11 protein-coding genes are annotated in these 19,251 nt (G+C 45.6%); 3 read left to right on the top strand and 8 right to left on the bottom strand.

Features of this window, described 5'->3' with window-relative positions:
* Nucleotides 1-380 precede the first annotated feature (380 nt).
* The gene (locus ACO0KZ_RS13550; protein WP_422996023.1) at nt 381-2,003 is read left to right on the top strand and encodes an NAD(P)/FAD-dependent oxidoreductase; all 1,623 of its coding nucleotides are present in this window, start codon (nt 381-383) and stop codon (nt 2,001-2,003) included.
* Between the two features lie 110 nt (nt 2,004-2,113).
* Here ACO0KZ_RS13550 and ACO0KZ_RS13545 read toward each other — a convergent pair whose 3' ends face one another.
* From ACO0KZ_RS13545 to glnA, 5 genes are all read right to left on the bottom strand, one after another.
* Nucleotides 2,114-2,941, bottom strand: a complete 828-nt coding sequence (locus tag ACO0KZ_RS13545) for an HDOD domain-containing protein (RefSeq protein WP_422996021.1) — start codon at nt 2,939-2,941, stop codon at nt 2,114-2,116.
* Between the two features lie 234 nt (nt 2,942-3,175).
* Nucleotides 3,176-4,627, bottom strand: a complete 1,452-nt coding sequence (gene ntrC, locus ACO0KZ_RS13540; protein WP_422996057.1) for a nitrogen regulation protein NR(I) — start codon at nt 4,625-4,627, stop codon at nt 3,176-3,178.
* Between the two features lie 103 nt (nt 4,628-4,730).
* The gene (gene glnL, locus ACO0KZ_RS13535; protein WP_422996019.1) at nt 4,731-5,792 is read right to left on the bottom strand and encodes a nitrogen regulation protein NR(II); all 1,062 of its coding nucleotides are present in this window, start codon (nt 5,790-5,792) and stop codon (nt 4,731-4,733) included.
* 88 nt (nt 5,793-5,880) lie between these two features.
* The gene (locus ACO0KZ_RS13530) at nt 5,881-6,357 is read right to left on the bottom strand and encodes a DUF4124 domain-containing protein (RefSeq protein ID WP_422996017.1); all 477 of its coding nucleotides are present in this window, start codon (nt 6,355-6,357) and stop codon (nt 5,881-5,883) included.
* A gap of 161 nt (nt 6,358-6,518) precedes the next feature.
* Nucleotides 6,519-7,934, bottom strand: a complete 1,416-nt coding sequence (gene glnA / locus ACO0KZ_RS13525; protein ID WP_422996015.1) for a type I glutamate--ammonia ligase — start codon at nt 7,932-7,934, stop codon at nt 6,519-6,521.
* 637 nt (nt 7,935-8,571) lie between these two features.
* Here glnA and ACO0KZ_RS13520 point away from each other — a divergent pair.
* Nucleotides 8,572-9,030: a rhodanese-like domain-containing protein gene (locus ACO0KZ_RS13520; protein ID WP_422996013.1), complete on the top strand. Its 459-nt coding sequence runs from the start codon at nt 8,572-8,574 to the stop codon at nt 9,028-9,030.
* 101 nt (nt 9,031-9,131) lie between these two features.
* Here ACO0KZ_RS13520 and ACO0KZ_RS13515 read toward each other — a convergent pair whose 3' ends face one another.
* The 3 genes from ACO0KZ_RS13515 to ACO0KZ_RS13505 all read right to left on the bottom strand — a co-directional run bounded on the left by ACO0KZ_RS13515 (nt 9,132) and on the right by ACO0KZ_RS13505 (nt 16,261).
* Entirely contained in the window at nt 9,132-12,110 is a 2,979-nt protein-coding gene (locus ACO0KZ_RS13515) for a TonB-dependent receptor plug domain-containing protein (protein WP_422996011.1), read from the bottom strand.
* A gap of 288 nt (nt 12,111-12,398) precedes the next feature.
* Entirely contained in the window at nt 12,399-13,034 is a 636-nt protein-coding gene (locus ACO0KZ_RS13510; protein ID WP_422996009.1) for a 2-dehydro-3-deoxy-6-phosphogalactonate aldolase, read from the bottom strand.
* A 125-nt stretch (nt 13,035-13,159) separates the two neighbouring features.
* Nucleotides 13,160-16,261 carry a TonB-dependent receptor gene (locus tag ACO0KZ_RS13505; RefSeq protein ID WP_422996007.1) on the bottom strand — a complete coding sequence of 1,034 codons (3,102 nt, stop codon included), beginning with the start codon at nt 16,259-16,261 and terminating at the stop codon, nt 13,160-13,162.
* A gap of 770 nt (nt 16,262-17,031) precedes the next feature.
* On the opposite strand from ACO0KZ_RS13505, the gene ACO0KZ_RS13500 reads away from it, so the two are divergent.
* Nucleotides 17,032-19,251: a phosphocholine-specific phospholipase C gene (locus tag ACO0KZ_RS13500; protein WP_422996005.1), complete on the top strand. Its 2,220-nt coding sequence runs from the start codon at nt 17,032-17,034 to the stop codon at nt 19,249-19,251.

The raw sequence follows: 19,251 nt of genomic DNA, 5'->3' as shown, positions 1-19,251 counted from the left end.
GCTTCATTATCAAGTGCCCACATTTATTGACTGTTAATTGTTAAAGATCTGTATTCTTTTCCACTCAAACTCACCCGGAGGATTTTGTTTTTGCTACGAAGCGTTGTGTTCGTCAGCAGCAGAGAAATGAGATTATGCAGCACTTCTTTATTTCCGTCAACCCCCTGTTTTAAACACCGTTTAAATTTTAGTTTCTTCAACTTCAATTCAAACATCAGGAACTTAACGACCAGCTACTTGCATTTCTCTTATTTCAGCCCAGCATTTCTGCGGGAGGCGAACTATAGCAAAGATTCACCCATTTCCGCAAGCATAGATTATTTGGGGCAATTATTCACTTACAGTTAAAATACGCCTTTGATTTATTGAGCGCTCTTATTATGTTACGCCTGACCGACATACAACTCCCACTTGACCATACAGAAGCTGACTTAAAGGAAGTTATCCTTTCTCGCCTTAAGTTAAATGCCGCAGAGCTTATCAACTTCAATATATTTAAGCGCAGCTATGACGCACGCAAAAAGGCAGCTATCGTTCTTATATACACTATCGATGTTGAGGTGGCGGACGACGAAGCTTTGCTCTATAAACTCAAAAGTGTACAAGGCCAAAACAGAATCACCAAAACGCCAGACACCAGCTATAAGTTTGTCACCCATGCAAAGTCGGGAAGTTATCCTCGTCCTGTGGTTATAGGATTTGGTCCGTGCGGATTATTTGCCGCATTGGTACTGGCACAAATGGGATTTAAGCCGATTGTGCTGGAGCGCGGCAAGGCTGTTCGTGAACGCACTAAAGATACTTGGGGCCTATGGCGCAAACGCGAATTGAATCCCGAGTCCAACGTGCAATTTGGCGAGGGTGGCGCTGGCACATTCTCCGACGGCAAACTCTACAGTCAAATCAAAGATCCCAAACATTATGGTCGCAAAGTATTGACCGAGTTCGTCAAGTCCGGCGCACCTGAAGAAATTATGTATGTCAGCAAGCCGCACATCGGCACCTTTCGCCTGGTAAAGATGATAGAAGAGATGCGCGCTAATATTATTGAATTAGGCGGTGAAATTCGCTTCGAACAAAAAGTGACTGATTTCGATATACAAAATGGTGAGATTTGCGGGCTAACTGTCAATGACCATGAAACAGTTAAAACCGATCACGTCGTACTAGCGGTAGGCCACAGCGCACGCGACACCTTCGAACTAGTTCATGCCAAAGGGATTTATGTCGAAGCCAAACCATTCTCTATCGGCTTTCGAATTGAGCACCCGCAATCAATTATTGATAAAGCGCGTTTCGGCCCCAACGCCGGAAATAAAATCCTGGGCGCGGCCGACTATAAGTTAGTTCACCACGCAAAAAATGATCGCTCTGTATACAGTTTCTGCATGTGTCCGGGCGGTACCGTAGTTGCAGCAACGTCTGAACCTGGGCGCGTTGTCACCAACGGAATGAGTCAGTATTCGCGCAATGAACGCAATGCGAATAGCGCCATCGTGGTCGGGATTTCTCCCGAAATTGACTATCCGGGCGATCCACTTGCAGGCATTGCACTACAACGAGAATTAGAAAGCAAAGCTTTTATTTTAGGCGGTAGCACATACAATGCACCAGGACAATTGATAGGCGACTTCTTGGCGAATCGCCCGTCGACCGAGCTTGGCAAGGTTGTCCCTTCGTACAAACCAGGAATCACCTTATGCAATCTAGCCGACGCCTTACCTGCGTTCGCAATTGAAGCAATGCGCGAGGCCATTCCTGAATTTGATAAGCAAATTAAGGGATTCTCACTAAACGATGCAATTCTCACTGGCGTGGAAACCAGAACCTCCTCACCAATACGCATTAAACGCAAGGACGATAATCTTCAAAGTTTAAATACCAAAGGACTCTATCCTGCTGGCGAAGGCGCAGGCTACGCTGGCGGCATACTCTCTGCCGCAATAGATGGTATTAAAGTTGCGGAAGCACTGGCATTGAGCCTAGAAAAGAAATATACATAAAAAAAGAAAGTGGCCGAGAAATATCTCAGCCACTTTCTTACTACAGATGCAAACTTAGACGACCGCATTTAATAAGCTCATCGCCGCAGAAAGCAAACAGCAATCAAAATTTAGTTCACCAAATCTTCCAAACCTGCCGCCAATTCTGATACTGGAGGCATGTCATCCAATAGCACGGATACCCCAAGCCCCAATTTAGCTAAAACTTCAGTAGGTATGGTAGCCTCACGCTCTTCCCGTGAATATTTATTCTCCTCGGCACGCGCACACCACACGGCCAAATGAATCACCGCCGCCATAGGCTCAAAAGTATCATGCGATAGAGGCTGAGGAAAAGCCTTAATAACAGTAGGGAAATTATCTGGGAAACGCCAACGCTTAGCCAACTCAGCACCAACATCGGAATAATCATACCCAAAAGACGTTTTTTCCACGTCAAGGCGACGGGAATCCAAAGGACCAGCGATCTTATCAATTTGCAGCGTTTGCTCTGGCATCGCAGCATGCATGACTAACTGACCGATTGCATGCATTAAACCAACAGTAAAAGCGAAGTCTGAATTACCTTGCACTTTTTTTGCGATCCATTTTGCAATCACCGCCGTATGCATACTATAGCGCCAAAACTGCTTTAGATCGACGCCAGGCATGGCCTTGAACCCGCCTGTTAAACCACTACTGATGACTAAAGTCCGGACTGTCATAAAACCTAGCATTAGGACTGCATCATCTACGGTACCCACACTACGTGAAGCATGGTAATAGGAAGAATTTGCCAGTCGTAATAACTTCGCACTTAACACCTGATCAGCCGCCAGCTTACTGGCAATCACATCAATCGAAACATCCTCATTATTAAAGCTATCAATGACTTCCTGCACAACTTTTGGAATTGTGGGTAATGCGTTTTGTTGCTGGAATAGCGCGTCGAAATTCATAAAAATCCCCTAAGTATTACAGCAAATTATCACACCATCAAATGACTTGAGTAAACGAAATCTCAAGGAAGTTGAAGGCTTAGTGCGGACTATGCAGGTGAACGAGTGATTAGGTTTGGCAATATACCAAAACAACTATTACCATCCGCACATGGAAATAATACTCTGTAAAATACCTTAGTGGAACATTTGCATTCAATTAAGCTTTACAAAAAAACGACAACCAATCCTCGATTATTCATCTTTCACACCCTCAATTCCAAGCTCCTGAATTTTCCGGCTAATGGTATTTCTACCGATACCTAAACGTATCGCTGCGTCATTCTTACGTCCATGAGTATGTTTCAACGCGGCTTTAATCAAAACCGTCTCAAACTCGCGACTCAATTTATTCATCACTTCCGCCACGTCTTGATTTAAAAGCTGCCCTGCCTGCAGCTCTAAGGCAACGCTCCATGACGAAGCGCTCTGCAAACTAGCGCCCACTTCGAGTGCGTGACTTGCACCCTGCTTGTGCACCTCTACATCTTGATCTATAGGTAGTAACTCACTAGGCAAGTCCAAAGTTTCAACTACTTGCCCAGGCGCCATCACTGTAATCCAATTACACAAGTTCTCTAGCTGGCGCACATTTCCTGGGAAATCCAAATTCGAAATATACGATAAGGCATGATCAGACAGACGTTTTGCGTCGACACCTAATTGCTTGGCACTTTGCATCAAAAAGTGTTTTGCTAGCACTGGAATATCTTCACGACGCTCTCGCAGACTAGGAACCCGTAGGCGAATCACATTTAGGCGGTGAAATAGATCTTCTCGGAATACCCCCTCTTTAACACGCGCTTCCAAGTTTTGATGGGTTGCCGCAATCAAACGTACATTCGCTTTTAAAGGTTGATGCCCACCAACCCGATAGAAATGCCCGTCAGATAAAACCCGCAATAATCGCGTCTGCAAATCAAATGGCATATCACCGATTTCATCCAAAAACAGAGTGCCGCCTTCCGCTTGTTCAAATCGACCACGCCGCGCGGTCTGCGCGCCAGTGAACGCACCACGCTCATGGCCAAACAATTCAGACTCCAAGAGATCCTTAGGAATCGCAGCAGTATTCAATGCAATAAAAGGTTGATTCACACGCGGACTATGCTTATGCAGAGCACGCGCTACCAATTCCTTGCCACTACCCGATTCCCCAGTAATCAGCACCGTTACACTTGACTGCGACAAGCGCCCTATCGCACGAAATACTTCTTGCATGGCAGCAGCGTGGCCGAGTATCTCCGTTTCCACATCATGAAATTGTTCGACGGTAGTCTCGCGAGCACTCTCTTCCAGCGCACGCCGAATTAGCTCAACCGCTTTTGAAAGATCAAATGGCTTCGCCAGATATTCAAAAGCGCCGCCCTTAAATGCTGCCACAGCCGAGTCCAAATCAGAGAAAGCGGTCATTATGATCACAGGCAAACTAGGCAAACGCTGCTTAATCGTTTGCAAAAGATCGAGCCCGGACGCGCCATTCATGCGTATATCGGACACCAAAACTTGTGGCTGCTCATCATCTAAGGCCAATAGAACATCATCCGGATTAGTAAAACTACGTGTTACCAAACCTTCACGCGCCAACGCTTTTTCCAACACCCAACGTATCGAATCATCGTCATCCACAATCCAAATGGTTTTCATCATTGTTCAGCATTCCAAAGAATAAATTCAGTTATAGCGCAAGTTGTGCACATGCACAGTGCATACACATCGTAAAGCCGGTGCAAAATGCGGGAAAAATCGTTTAAGGCAAAGGAATCAATATACGAAAATCGGTATATCCCGGTCGACTCTCACAATCAATCACACCAGCATGTTGCGTAATAAAAGCTTGCGCCAATGTCAGACCCAAACCACTTCCACCATCACGTCCCGATACCAGAGGATAAAAAATCCGATCACGAATCGTTGGTGGAATACCTGGACCGTTATCAATGATATGCAAATCTAATGCCAGCCTGTAGCGCACCTTGGCAAGCGTCACTTGACGCACCACTCTAGTCTTAAAAATAATCTCAGCATCACCGTCCGCCATACGCATGACCAACGCTTGCGCCGCGTTATGCGCAATATTAAGCACCACCTGAATCAACTGCTGTTGATCACCACGAAATTCTGGGATAGATAAATCGTAGTCACGCTTAATCACTAGCCCCTTCGGAAATTCCGCCATGATCAAACTACGCACGCGCTCACAGACTTCATGGATATTCAGATCAGCAATTACTTGGGGCAAACGATTGGGAGCCAACAAACGATCAACCAAGACTTGCAAACGATCGGCTTCCTTAATAATCACTTGTGTGTATTCACGCAACTCTTTGGCATCGCGTTCCGGCAATTCCAATTCCAATAACTGGGCCGCGCCACGGATACCACCGAGTGGATTCTTTATCTCATGCGCCAAATTGCGAATTAACTCTTTATTCTCTTTATTCTGATCCTGCATGCGCTCTTCACGGTCGAGCTTCAGCTGTTGCACATTTTCGCGCAACTCAATCAAAACTGGCGTATCAGGAAGATCCAAAGCAGTGACTATGCTATACACATGCAAGGGCTCACGACCGTTGCGTTCTAAGATTAGATCTTGTCTTTTATCGGCAAATTGATGTTCTATTGCTTGCTGGAAGCCATCAAGTAATTCATCGCCATTTAAGAACAAATCACTAAGCGGCGTATTCAGCAGTAATTTAGAGGGGCGCTCCAGTAAGTTTTCTGCTGCCGGATTCGCATGCACGATACACCCCTGGGGATTTAACACCAGCACCGCGGAGGCAAGTAACTCCAATCCAGCAAATTGGTTCATTGACTCAAACATTTTTTAAATTAGGCATCGTTAAAATAAAAAAAGGTCGCGATTGCGACCAATTTAGTGGGTCGTGCAGGCCAAATTCTTACTTAAGATTACTGATCTCACGTTTTAATGCCTCAATATTTTTTTCTGTCCGCGCAATATCATTTTTCAGATTATTAACACGCTCTACATACTTTGCCGGCATGCGTTCGTCTGCACGGCGCTCCACGTCGCCACCGTTATATTCTTTCTTCAGCGCTTCCAACTTCTGCTCTTCAACTTTCAATTCATCGATCAAAATTTGCTTACGATCAGAATCACGTGCCTTTTGCGTACTATCATCCACCTTGGGGAAATTCGCAGGGCTTGATGTTGATTTTGCGGCCGCTGGTTTTTTGTTGGCGCTCGGTGGAGCTGGTACTGCACTGCTAGGCAAATCTAATAACTTACAGCCTTTAGTCACACCAGTATTGCGATAATCTTTCTTACCATTTGCATCAGTACAGACGTAGATCTGTGCGCAGGCAGAAGAACTAAAGGCAAACAAGAAAGCTAGGCCGATCAAATATTGCTTCATAGTGAGTCGTTTCAAGGTGAATAACGGGCTTAGTGTATGTCAAGCGACGATTTTGCACAATTACTCAGCTCATTTCAATCAGGACTCGAACCCATACGTCATAAAAAAACAATACTGAAATAAAAAAGCGGGGCATGCCCCGCTTTTATTCAGAATGCTGATTACAGAGAGTAATACATATCAAATTCTGCTGGATGCGTGGTCATACGCATACGCTGTACATCTTGCATCTTCAATTCGATGTAAGCATCGATCATGCTTTCACTGAATACGCCGCCACGTGTCAAGAATTCGCGATCTTTATTCAACGCGTCCAGCGCTTCTTCCAAAGATGCGCAGACTGTTGGGATCAATGCGTCTTCTTCTGGTGGCAAATGGTAGAGATCTTTAGAAGCCGCTTCACCTGGATGAATCTTATTCTGAACGCCGTCCAAACCAGCCATCATCAAAGCCGCGAAGCACAAGTATGGATTTGCCAATGGATCTGGGAAACGCGCTTCAACACGGCGGCCTTTTGGATTTGCGACGTAAGGAATACGAATAGAAGCGGAACGATTTTTTGCAGAGTAAGCCAATTTTACCGGTGCTTCATAGCCTGGAACCAAACGCTTGTAAGAGTTAGTACCTGGGTTAGTGATCGCGTTCAATGCTTTCGCGTGTTTGATAATACCGCCGATGTAGAACAAGGCAAATTCAGACAAACCAGCATAGCCGTCACCTGCGAACAGGTTTTTGCCGTCTTTCCAGATCGATTGATGGACATGCATACCGGAACCGTTATCGCCAACGATAGGCTTAGGCATGAACGTCGCTGTTTTGCCATAAGTGTGCGCCACATTCCAAACCACATATTTCAAGTTTTGAGTCCAGTCAGCACGTTCTACTAAAGTAGAAAACTTAGTTCCGATTTCATTTTGACCAGCGCCAGCAACTTCATGGTGATGAACTTCCACTGGAATACCTAAAGATTCCAAGATCAAACACATTTCAGAACGCATGTCTTGGAAGCTGTCGACTGGTGGCACTGGGAAATAGCCACCTTTGACTGTAGGACGATGGCCTGTATTACCACCTTCAAGTTTTTCGCCTGTTGTCCATGAAGCCTCATCAGAGTCAATCTTCACGAAGCAGCCAGACATATCAATTTTCCAACGTACGCTATCAAAAATGAAAAATTCTGGCTCTGGACCGAAGTAAGCAGTATCACCAATACCAGAGGATTTCAAATACGCTTCTGCGCGTTTCGCGATAGAACGTGGATCACGGTCATATCCTTTACCGTCAGCTGGTTCAATCACATCACACTGCATAAACAAGGTGGTTTCTTCCATAAATGGATCGATGTTGGCCGTATTTGGATCCGGCATCAACAACATATCAGACGCTTCAATACCCTTCCAGCCTGCGATAGAAGAACCGTCAAATGCATGACCTGATTCGAATTTATCAATATCAAAGTGAGAAATAGGCACAGTCACATGCTGCTCTTTACCGCGCGTATCCGCAAAACGGAAATCAACGAATTTAACTTCGTTGTCTTTCGCCATCTTCAACACTTCTGCTGGGGTCATTGCCATTTGAAACTCCTTCAATCGTTCAAAATAATCGTTCAAAAATAAATGTAGGAACTACCGCATCAATACAAATTACATCAAATTACTGCAACTAATCTTTATTTTCCACCTGTTTTATGACCACGACATTTCAAAAACGCACCATCACAATGCAAGCGGCAAACAAGAACACGACGACAATATTAGCAGAAAGCGTGCCATGTACAAGACGATCTTAGCTATACAAGAGGAATAATTAAGTCTTTGTTTTATATAGAAAAATCAAACCTCATACGATTCCTTGACAATTCAATAAATTACATCGCGAACCAAATCGGTGCAAATAATCCAAAAAGCACTTTCTTGGTGCGTAAACATTGCATCGAAATGGTGCACATATTCTAATGATCAGTCATGAGCTCGCCTGTTATCTAACAAGTCAGAAGTATTAACATCTCACTTTAGTCAAAAAACAACATCAATGCGACCAAGCTATTGAATAACGCAGCGCTCTATCCTTTTGGTAAGATCCTTGACTCTGGTAAATAGGTAAGCAAATCAGGTGCTGTCGTCCACTGCAGCCATCCTACTTAGCTTTAAGATGCGAGATGTAACTTCCCAATGAAAAATACACAAATACACAAATACACAAAGGAATAATATGAATGAGGTCATCGACAAAGCAAAACAACGCAGTCAAGAACAAAACCTGCCGTACTCGGGCGCCGTGACGCCTGAAGAAGCATATCTTTTGCTACAAACAGATCACAGCGTGATACTACTTGATGTGCGCACCAATGCCGAGCGAGATTGGGTCGGTCGCGTCAACATCCAAGAAGAGCAACACAAAGCGGTGCAATGGAGTCTGTATCCAAGCGGAACACCTAACCCTGATTTTCTCGCGCAATTGCAAAGCGCTGTTGTCGATAAGAATGCAACGATCTTGTTCTTGTGTCGTTCTGGTGTGCGCTCACGTCACGGCGCAAAGTTGGCAACTGAAAATGGCTATACGGCCTGCTTTGATATTTTACAAGGATTCGAAGGAGATAAAGACGCGCATGGTCATCGCAAAACGGTGGGAGGCTGGTGTTCGGCAGATTTGCCTTGGCTTGGTGCTTAATAGATTGCTGACTGTTGGGCTTCGCTTCACTCAGCGCCAAGTTACACATATAGTAGCTTAGCGCTGGGCAAGGCAAAACCCCGGAGAAATCAACAGTTTGATTACATAAATTTGTAGCTCGCCGACACGCTAATCACACGTCCAAACAAATTCAAACCGTGGTTATAGCCTTCCCAACCATTAGGATCGTAGAATGGTTTGGTGTTCAAGATATTCTTGATATTCAAACCTAAGCGTAGATCTTTAACTGGCGTCCACCCCAAACCCAAGTTCACTGTTTTGTATGCCGGTGCGCCGCCGCAATTATTGGGTGCCACCGCGACATCGGCGGCAGTACAAGATTGAGGATTATTGTGTTCCTCGTCATTCTTGTCATAGGCCCACTTAGAACTACCCGTGTAATTTACGAACACACTGCTAGTGAAATCGCCATATTGCCAGTCAACATTGAAGTTTGCCCGCAATTTTGGATTGCCATAATAGCCGACATAGTTTTGCGAAAATCCGGAACCATCATCGCCGTTGTAAGCATTACGATTCATGATAGTGGCGGAAGATCCAAAATTCAGTTTGCCATACGTACCAAGATTAAAGCGTGCATGCGCATCGATATCAAAACCATCGATCATAGTTCGGCCGCGATTCATATACTTATTCGTCAAGCCAGCTAAAATACCGACTGAATATTTAGGCACACCACCCGCACAGGCCGCCGCATTCGCTGCATTCGCGCACATACTAGCCACCGCCGCCATATTCGCTTTATCAAAATCCGTAATCGGCGCACGCACTGCATTCGGCGCACCGATCAATGCCGGACCATATTTTTCGACTGCTTGATCATAGACTTCGGTAAAATCCTGACGCACGATTTCATTGCGACGATACACGAACCAATAGTCAGCTGAGATATCAAACTGCTTGCTTGCTTGATAGACCAGCCCCAGCGTGCTGATCTTTGCCTTTTCTGGTTGCAGATTTGGGTTCGGTGGTGTCAATCCGCCGATATTGATACTGCAGTTTGAATTCAACAGTGTTTTACCCAAATCCTGGTCGGTCGTCGTTACTGATTTGATCAATAATTTTGCAATCGCATTCGTTTCGTCGCAACGTACAGTGTCACGCATCCCACCGCGTTGCGCATACACACCACCGATACCCGACTCAGCTAAATTCGGCGCACGGAAACCTTGTGAGTATGTACTACGTACGAGTAGATCATTGATCGGGCGATAACTTACACCAATTTTCGGCGCAAAGTTGGCAGCAAAATTGGGATACTTATCGATACGGGCCGCGGTATTGACTTCGAGATTTTTCGCCAAAGGGAAAATCGCTTCACCAAATACCGCTGCAATCGTGCGGGAGCCATCAAACCATGAACCGCCTTGCTGCGTAATCTTGCCGTCGGCAGCGTCTTTATTACCTGGCGTTTCAAACTCTTCGCGCATCAAATTAACACCAAAAGCCGCACGTGCATCACCTGCTGGCATTTTGAACAAACTACCTTCTAACTTTGCATCCCAAGTCACTAATTTAGTCCAGGATTGAATGTCAAAAGTGGGATAAGCTTGACGCAAGAGTTCTGCGTTTTTATCGCTGATCACGCCAAATTGATAGGCAGGATTATCCGCGATATAAGTACGTTTAGTGACTGGATCAACTGTGAAGGGGCCAAACGCTTTTTCAAAACCATCTTTGTTCACGTTAACGGTTTGATATAGAGTGGAATGACTGCCAGCTACTGCTAGCGCTGATTCAAAATCCCACTGGCCCAATGAACCACGCACACCTGCCATGGCGCGATAGGTTTTGTCAGTATTTTGTTGGCCAAAATGGCCTTTGGCGTCTTGCATCAAATAGGTTAAGCCAGCCGCACCACCCATCTTCGCCTTCAAATCTGCACTCATGTTTTTTAAGTACACATTGTTCGGACCTAAGTAAGGATAACTAAATGTGTTAAGCGTCGTTCCGGTATTACGTGAATACCAGTTCGCAGTACCGCCGCCACTATTGAATGACCGTGGACCATTCTCGCCACGCATATCAATGTCGGTATAAGCAACTTCACCGAAACCCTCCCAATCGTTCGCCAGTTGCACGCGACCGCTTACAAAGAGTGTTGCGCGATCCGACTTTGGTCCAGTATCCAAGGAATAAGGCAAGGTATTCCACACACAACGCGTACCTGCGCCTTCGGTGACAAAAGTTGAGCAACCAGCAGCCGCTTGTTGATAGCGCTTATTGTTCCCATTTTTATCAAACACAAACAAAGTACCAGGATTTAATTGACCTGGTTGGCTGCCTTCGGTGATACGGAAATTACTGATAAAACTAGGATTGTTTTTATAAAATTGGTCTGGTCGTTTCAGATAAGTATCTTCCAGAGCGATACGGTCGCGCTTATACAAATTCACCGAACCATATATATTGTATTTATCCTGGCTCAAGTCACCAAAACCAAAAAGAGCACTAGCCTGACGCTCACCATAGGACTTCACATCGCGTGAGCTGTCGAATGTCGCACTAGCCTGCAAACCATTGTAAGATTTTTTGGTAATGATATTAATCACGCCTGCCACCGCATCAGAGCCATACACAGCGGAAGCACCATCGGTCAGCACTTCCATGCGCTCAATTGCCGCAGCAGGGATCGCATCGATGTTGACGAATTGCGTTTGAAAGCCTTCAGGCGCACCGTAAAAAGACAAACGGCGACCGTTCAACAAAATCAAAGTGCCTTGCGCACCGAGGCCACGCAAGTTCGCTTGCGAAGCGCCATCGGAGCCCGTAAACATCGAACGGAAATCTTGTTGCGCTGGACGGGCAGCAGGTAGATTATCGAGTACTTGCAACAGAGTGCGCGCACCCATGTTTTCAATTTGTTTGAAATCAATAATTTGCACAGGCGAGGCAGTTTCTGCGTTCACGCGTTTAATACTGGAGCCTGTAACTTCAACTCTTTGAATTTTCTCCAGCTTGTCTTTTTCCTGTTTATCTTGTACCTCTTGGGCATAAGCACCAGTGATTGAGGCACACCCAACTGCGGTCAGTGCGATGACTATTTTTTTCAGCTTCATTCTTATCTCCTTTTTTTTGAATATCGATGCGTATGTAAGGACACCATCGGGATAGCTTGCACAAAAAATCACGCAGGCATGTAGAGGTTGTCGTACTGATGAAAGATAAAGGAAAAATAAAGAGTGCAACAGCGAGGAATGTTTAAGCGCTCATCAAGAAAAATTAGATGACTAACTTGCAGCGTAGTATGGCGATTAAGGGGAGGAAAGAATCAAAGAAAAAGGAGCGCATTTCAACACGAAATACACTCCTTTTTCTGCATAAAAGATCCTCAGGATACGAGAGATCTACCCACCAGAAAAAGCACGCCACGCAACAACATACGCATCAGCATTAGCTCGTACTTGCTCCGCATTCCAACCTGCTTTATACAAGTTCGAACCCAAACCAAATCCCTGCGCACCAGCATCGACATACACTTGCATACCATCCGGTTTGACACCGCCAACAGGCAAACAAATAGTAGACGCCGGCAATACAGAATGCCAGGCTTTCAAAACGGACGGCGGCACGCTTTCAGAGGGAAACAATTTCAAAGCATCCGCTCCTGCGTGCAAGGCGGCGAAAGCTTCCGTCAATGTAGCCACGCCAGGTGTGCACAGCATGTTCAATGCTTTTGCAGCACGAATTACGGAAGTATCCGCGTGCGGCATCACAATTAAGCGACCACCTGTCTGATGCACAGCAGTGACCTGATCTGGCGTCATCACCGTACCAGCTCCAATCAAACAATCTTTGGGTAAATGTTCTACCAGCAAAGCAATACTTGCAATGGCATCCGGCGAGTTCAATGGGATTTCTATACAACGAAAACCGGCATCATAAATCGTGCGCGCGATATCGACGCATTCTCTACTTTGTATGCCACGCAAAATGGCGATCAAAGGAATCGGAGAAAGATAGGTAGATAGACTGAGATTCATAGAAATTTTTTTAGCAAACAAAGAAAAAACGCTCTCACCCAAAATAACATGGTGAGAGCGCACTTACAAGCATCGTCTATAGTGGATAAGGATTAACAGACGACACAATTCCCCCCGAATCGAGATTAGAATTTGTAATTGTATTCAGCAGTTAAACGCGCAGAACGTGGCACGATACGACTTCCGCCCTGCAGGTAAGTTGGGCTGATATTACCGCTACCACTATTCGATCCGCTGTTTTCAGAATTAAAAGTACGGCTATCGAATACATTGAATACATCCACTTTCAAATTTAAGCCTTTGATTGCCTGCGGCTGGTAAGAAAGATTCATATCCAATTGCGATGTCCATGGCAAACGACCGCGACTACCACGTGGCGATGGTTTGCCACCATCCGCATCGCAGAAGAAGAAATAATTACCCGCATAATGCCCGACATCTTGCCCGGCTGATTCTGGCAATTGTCCTAAGCAATTACGTGGGCGGCCAGAAGCTACTTGTAGATTGGCGCCGATCATCCATTCTGGTGCGAATTGATAAAAGCCATACGCCTTGATGACATGAGTACGATCACCGGATAAAGGACCATAGGCGTTGTACGCTAATTCTTTGTAATCCGAACCGGCGCTCAAACCAACGTCACCACCCGCCACACCTGAATCGGTCTGACCTTCAGTATTACCCATGCTACGTGACCACGTGTAATTGATCTTACCGTACCAGCCATCACGGAAAGGATGCTCGAGGAAGAAATTCAAAGCAGTATAGGTACGTTTAACTTTTGGCAGACCAATATCTTCGGCAGTCAAGTTCGCTTTTACCAAGGTACTGCCGCTACCAGAGCCATGTGGATCAAACCAGACTGTATTGGCTTCGCCCGTATTAATCACCATACACCAGGATGGATACAAGCTATTGTCTGTACCGCCTGTATCCGCTTCTAAGTTAGGATAACCGTTACGCTTACCCCAAGCAAAAATCGGACGTGGGTCGCAAGTATCATCATAGCTGGTACGCAAAGTGCGATAAGTTCCCATCAAGCCGAAATTCAGTTTCGCAGAGATCGCTTTTTCAAAGCCTATCGACATTTCATCTTGATAGAAAGGCTTGATATTTTCTGCCGCCACCGAGCGTGCATCGGGTGAGGTATTGATATTCACAATCACATCACTGATAGGTTTCATACCTTGTGGCAAACCGGTTACCGCATCAACACCTGTGTAAGTGTAATAGCGTGTCGTCGTCTTCAACTCAGAACCCATATTGCCGACCAAATTCGTAGGTACTGGCATAAAGTAGCGCCCAGCATTCGCGAATGCTTTGAAACTTCCATCACGATTCACGTCCCAAGTCACCCCTAAACGCGGCGCAATTTGGCGTGTCTGCGAAATGACTAATTCGTGCTTATTGTTATAGTTATGAAACTGCTCGTTACGCAAACCCAAATCTAACAGAACATTGTCCGTGACTTGATAGCGGTCTTGTATGTACTGAGCCGATTGATTGGTCGTAGGTGCACCCGATTTAAAGTAAGTGCTTTCAGAGACATAGAAGCCTTGCGTGCCAAATCCACCACCTTGCGCCAATGTCAGGTTGGCGCCACCCGGCATCCATGTCGTCGGATTATTATGATACTGATAGCTATAGCTCTTACCACCCGGACGTGTCGCACCGACCCATGACGCCGCCTTGTTGTAATCGATACCACCGCGCAGAGCATGATTACCCAATTTATACTCAATATCTAAACGCAAAGTTTGCTGCTCATCGCGCGCATCAGAACGCACTTGGTCGCCAAATGGTTGCGGATTACTCGATGGATAAGTTAGGCCTGGCGCACGCGAAGTCACCGAGCTGCCCACGGAACTGATTGCTGGGTTATAACCGTAAGGAATTACGCGTGGCGTGGTATTCGATTTGCCGTACAAGGCAGTCACTGTCAGATCGTCAGTCAGATAACCCGTATATTTAAAAATATGATCCGTACTACCTGGACTACTACCGCCACTACCGCCGCGAGTATTGCCAGCATTCCATACTGTAGTGCCATTTCGTTTCACATCGTCGTGCGTCAATGTAGCGTAATTAAAGCCATAGCTGGACGAAGTATTTTTTGATTGATCCAGAATATAGGTATATTCAAAATGGTGATCATCAGTTAAATTGTAATCAAGCTTGGCTAGGTAACGCCCGACTTCGCCCTTGTTAACCGACCAGCCACTGGCATTGTAGTTGGTATCGGAACTAGCGCCTACCGATTCACTATTTGAACGTGTTTGTTCAAGCGCGGTGAAAATAAACAACTTATTTTTAATCAACGGCCCGCCAGCATAAATGCCCAAAGTTTTACTGGTGGAAGCGTTATCACGCGCGTAAAACTGCAACTTTCCATCCGTCTTAGGATTGTCGCCGGTATTGGGAAAATACGTATTTAACTGACGCGCACTCAAACTCGATGGTGCCATCGATAGACGCGCACCCACCTCCCAATTATTGGTACCGCTCTTGGTCGTGATATTCACCACGCCACCCGTCGCGCGACCAAACTCTGAGCTATAACCACCCGATAAGACCTGAGCATTGGCGATCGCACCGAATGGCAATTCTGATGCACCGACTTGCGTCAAAATGTTGGTTACAGGGAAACCGTTAATATAGTAAGCATTTTCAGAGACGCTCGCACCGCCAAAACTTGAGACATTGCCGTAGTAACCTGAAACGTTTTTTACGGTGCCTGGCGCTAAAGCGACAATCGCCTGTACGTTCTGCGACATCGGCAATTTGACCAATTCTTTAGAGGTAAACACCGTGCCGTTATTGGTGTTAGACACATCTATGCGATTCACTTTCGCTTGCACTGTAACCGTCTGAATATCAGCGTTAAAGGAAGCTTCAACACCCTGACCTATCAGCGATTCCACATCCAAAATTTTCTCGACTTTTCCATCTCGCATCAGCTTTACTTGATAGCGTCCTGGCGGCATTGAAGTCGCTTGATACTTACCTTTGGCATCAGGTGTTACCACGCGACTTACGCCGGTAGCTGCATTTTCGAGGACTACAGTAACACCGGCTTGCGCAGTTACCTGTCCAAAAATAGTACCTGTAGCGTTGGACTGCGCCAAACTGTTACTGGAAACACCGAAAGTCAATAAGGCTGTGCCAAATGCCAAAGCAATAGCTTGTGCCATGACAGAATGTGGGATGAGTTTGGTATGTTTAAGCATGATCGTTTTAATTAAATTTTCATAAATATTGCATCGATTGAATGGCACAAGACATGCCAAGAAGTCAGGCGTTCTTTAGGCTCGTTATAGGCTTTATGCCAGAGTGAAGTTTTGATTTCTTATTTACCAGCAACAATCGTGCGGAAACAATTCTTATGAAATTGCAGGGATCGGTATCAGATCAGTAGCAAGACGGCGTTGGCATAAAAAAGTCTAGTCAGGTATGACTGTTGACGCCAACGACATAAATTTAACTTCTCGTTCAGTTTTACTAAATGAAGTTCCTATGGCTATCTTCAAACAAAAAATTTGCAAATAAAATCGTCGCCAACGTATAGATAGACATCTTCATAGATAGCTCACATCATTGCCAACTCAATCAACATACTCATTTAGTTTTTTATGATGAAATCACTGAAAAATTCGTAATCAAGAATGAATATGATGTCTTGCATGGTTGCGAATTCACCACAAAACTGCTTGCTGTCTCGTCAGATGGAACCGTAAACAAGTCTTACCTAACCCTTGTTAGATATCAAGAAAGTGCGCTTGCATCAAATAAAACTAAAGGCGAGCTTTAATCTTAATACCTGTGTCACAAACTTCCGTTAAGTTATGCTCAAACCTTTCTCGGTTAGCCACTATCATGATGTCTAGCAGATTCAACTAATCGTTTAACAATTGCAACAAGACATCGCAAGTTTATGTAGCGTTAGCAAAACTCAACCAAGACATCACTTCATTATTTATGCAGAAAAATCGCGAGTTATATGGATACGAATAACGATAAAAAAACCAGAAGAAATTTCCTAAAATGGGTAGCACAAACCAGCGTCGCATCGACTGGTATCGTTGCCTTACCCACCAGCATTGCCAAAGCACTTTCCATCGCACCAAACAGTCCGAGCAAAAGTATTCAAGACGTCAAGCATGTCGTCATCTTTATGCAGGAAAATCGATCTTTCGATCACTACTTTGGTTGCCTCAAAGGTGTACGCGGTTTCGGTGATCCGCGTCCCACCTTCACGCGACAAGGCAAACCAGTTTGGCAGCAAGCAGGGGAGTATGGCCACTTTCAACTGCCTTTTCCCTTAAGTGCCGGTGACAATGATCTGAGCTTTGACCGCAGTCAATGTCTGCCTAAAGATCTGCCTCACAATTGGAAATACAGTCAAAAAATGTGGGCACACTACGATGTTTGGGTGAACGAAAAAGGTAGTATGTCCATGGGCTATTTGAGCCGGAAAGAACTACCATTTTATTATGCATTGGCGGACGCTTTCACCGTCGGCGATGCTTACTACGCGTCAGTATTTGGCCCGACAGATCCGAATCGCATGTTTTTGTTTTCTGGAACCAACGGCGTTTCGGTTGGACGCGATGGCCGCCATACTTTATCGAATGTTGATGACGGCAATGAAACCTCTTGCATGTCGCGCGACAAAAAGGATTGGAAATCGCCTTATCTCTGGACCTCGTATGCAGAACGTCTAAGTCAACATCAAATCAGTTGGAAGGTATATCAGGAATACGATAATTACGGCGACAATTCACTCGCCTATTTTCCGCAATTCCGTAATTTGAACCTGGATGATGCAAGACAGAAAGACATGTATCAACGCGGTCGAGCTTATGCGGGCGAGACTTCACAGTTAGACGCTAAAGGTTTACCAGTAAATACAAATTCACCCGACGCTCAGGCGCTGGTCGATTATTTTGCGCATGATGTGCGCTCCGGCAATTTACCTGCAGTGTCTTGGATCGTAGCGCCCACCAAGTTCTGTGAACATCCAGAAAAAAATCCACCTGGCTACGGTGAGTCTTTAACTTCGCGCATACTCGATGTGCTGACCGAAGACCCTAAAGTCTGGTCGCAAACGGTACTGATCTTGTGTTATGACGAAGAAGGCGGATTCTTTGATCATATGCCGCCACCGGTAGCGCCAAGCTCGCGCAATCAAGGCTACAGCACAGTATCAACCGAAGGCGAAATCAGTGTAGGTGAAGCATTCGGCCTGGGTGCACGCTTACCGTTTATGGCGATATCACCTTGGAGTCGCGGCGGTTATGTGTGCTCGGAAGTATTTGATCACACCTCGGTTTTACGTTTCCTAGAGCAGCGTTTCGGCGTCATGGAGCCGAATATTTCAGCATGGCGACGCAGTATTTGTGGTGACTTGACTTCCATGTTTGATTTTCAGCGGCAAGACAATTTACGTCCTGAACAATTATTTAACACCCCGCATCAACAGTACATAGAGAATGCTCAACGTAGTTGCAGCTCTGTGAAAAGCGATTTGCCGCTTAATCCTAGCAACTTGCCGCAGCAAGAGCGTGATGGATCTGACGCAGCGTTTCCTAATACTCGGCCAGCTCGGGCGCTGAACTATGCACTGGAAGTTAATGGCCTATTTCAAAAAGAAACGGACAGTTTCTCAATCCAATTTGGTAATAGCGGATCGTCGGGCGCTGTCTTTACGGCCTATCCTACTGGACATAATGCTGGCCCGTGGTACTACACGATAGGCGGTCAAAAGAATTTCACTGAGACTTGGCCGCTCGATGATTTTGCTAGTCGACGCTACGCATTGCGCGTGTTCGGCCCAAACGGTTTTATGCGTGAATTTCAAGGACAACAACAGCATCAAATTGAGGCACAAATACTAAGCCTAGAAAGTCATTCACGCGTTGCAGATCAAAGTCCTGTACTCAAACTGACACTGTCAAATTCCGGTTCGCAAATGCAAACCCTGCTTGTGTCAGATACGTTTTATGGTGCACCTGAGCAGAAGGTGCAACTCGCTCCGCTAAGTAGTCAAACTTTGTATCTGAATTTAGAAAATAGTTTTGGTTGGTATGACCTGCAAGTGCGCTTATCCGGCGACAAAAACTATCTGCGTCGCTTCGCAGGTCACTTGGAAACAGGACGCCCTAGTCGCAGCGACCCAGCAAATGGGAAATTCGTTCTACCGGTAGCAAGTAAAACGTAA

Source organism: Undibacterium sp. Di24W (assembly GCF_049340325.1).
GTDB lineage: Bacteria > Pseudomonadota > Gammaproteobacteria > Burkholderiales > Burkholderiaceae_D > Undibacterium.
The sequence above is the reverse complement of the archived record's forward strand: the minus strand, read 5'-3'. Positions and strand labels throughout refer to the sequence as shown.

Coding starts and splice junctions, on each gene's coding strand:
- ACO0KZ_RS13550 (WP_422996023.1), top strand. CDS start 381: ATGTTACGCCTGACCGACATACAACTCCCACTTGACCATACAGAAGCT.
- ACO0KZ_RS13545 (WP_422996021.1), bottom strand. CDS start 2,941: ATGAATTTCGACGCGCTATTCCAGCAACAAAACGCATTACCCACAATT.
- ntrC (WP_422996057.1), bottom strand. CDS start 4,627: ATGAAAACCATTTGGATTGTGGATGACGATGATTCGATACGTTGGGTG.
- glnL (WP_422996019.1), bottom strand. CDS start 5,792: ATGAACCAATTTGCTGGATTGGAGTTACTTGCCTCCGCGGTGCTGGTG.
- ACO0KZ_RS13530 (WP_422996017.1), bottom strand. CDS start 6,357: ATGAAGCAATATTTGATCGGCCTAGCTTTCTTGTTTGCCTTTAGTTCT.
- glnA (WP_422996015.1), bottom strand. CDS start 7,934: ATGGCAATGACCCCAGCAGAAGTGTTGAAGATGGCGAAAGACAACGAA.
- ACO0KZ_RS13520 (WP_422996013.1), top strand. CDS start 8,572: ATGAATGAGGTCATCGACAAAGCAAAACAACGCAGTCAAGAACAAAAC.
- ACO0KZ_RS13515 (WP_422996011.1), bottom strand. CDS start 12,110: ATGAAGCTGAAAAAAATAGTCATCGCACTGACCGCAGTTGGGTGTGCC.
- ACO0KZ_RS13510 (WP_422996009.1), bottom strand. CDS start 13,034: ATGAATCTCAGTCTATCTACCTATCTTTCTCCGATTCCTTTGATCGCC.
- ACO0KZ_RS13505 (WP_422996007.1), bottom strand. CDS start 16,261: ATGCTTAAACATACCAAACTCATCCCACATTCTGTCATGGCACAAGCT.
- ACO0KZ_RS13500 (WP_422996005.1), top strand. CDS start 17,032: ATGGATACGAATAACGATAAAAAAACCAGAAGAAATTTCCTAAAATGG.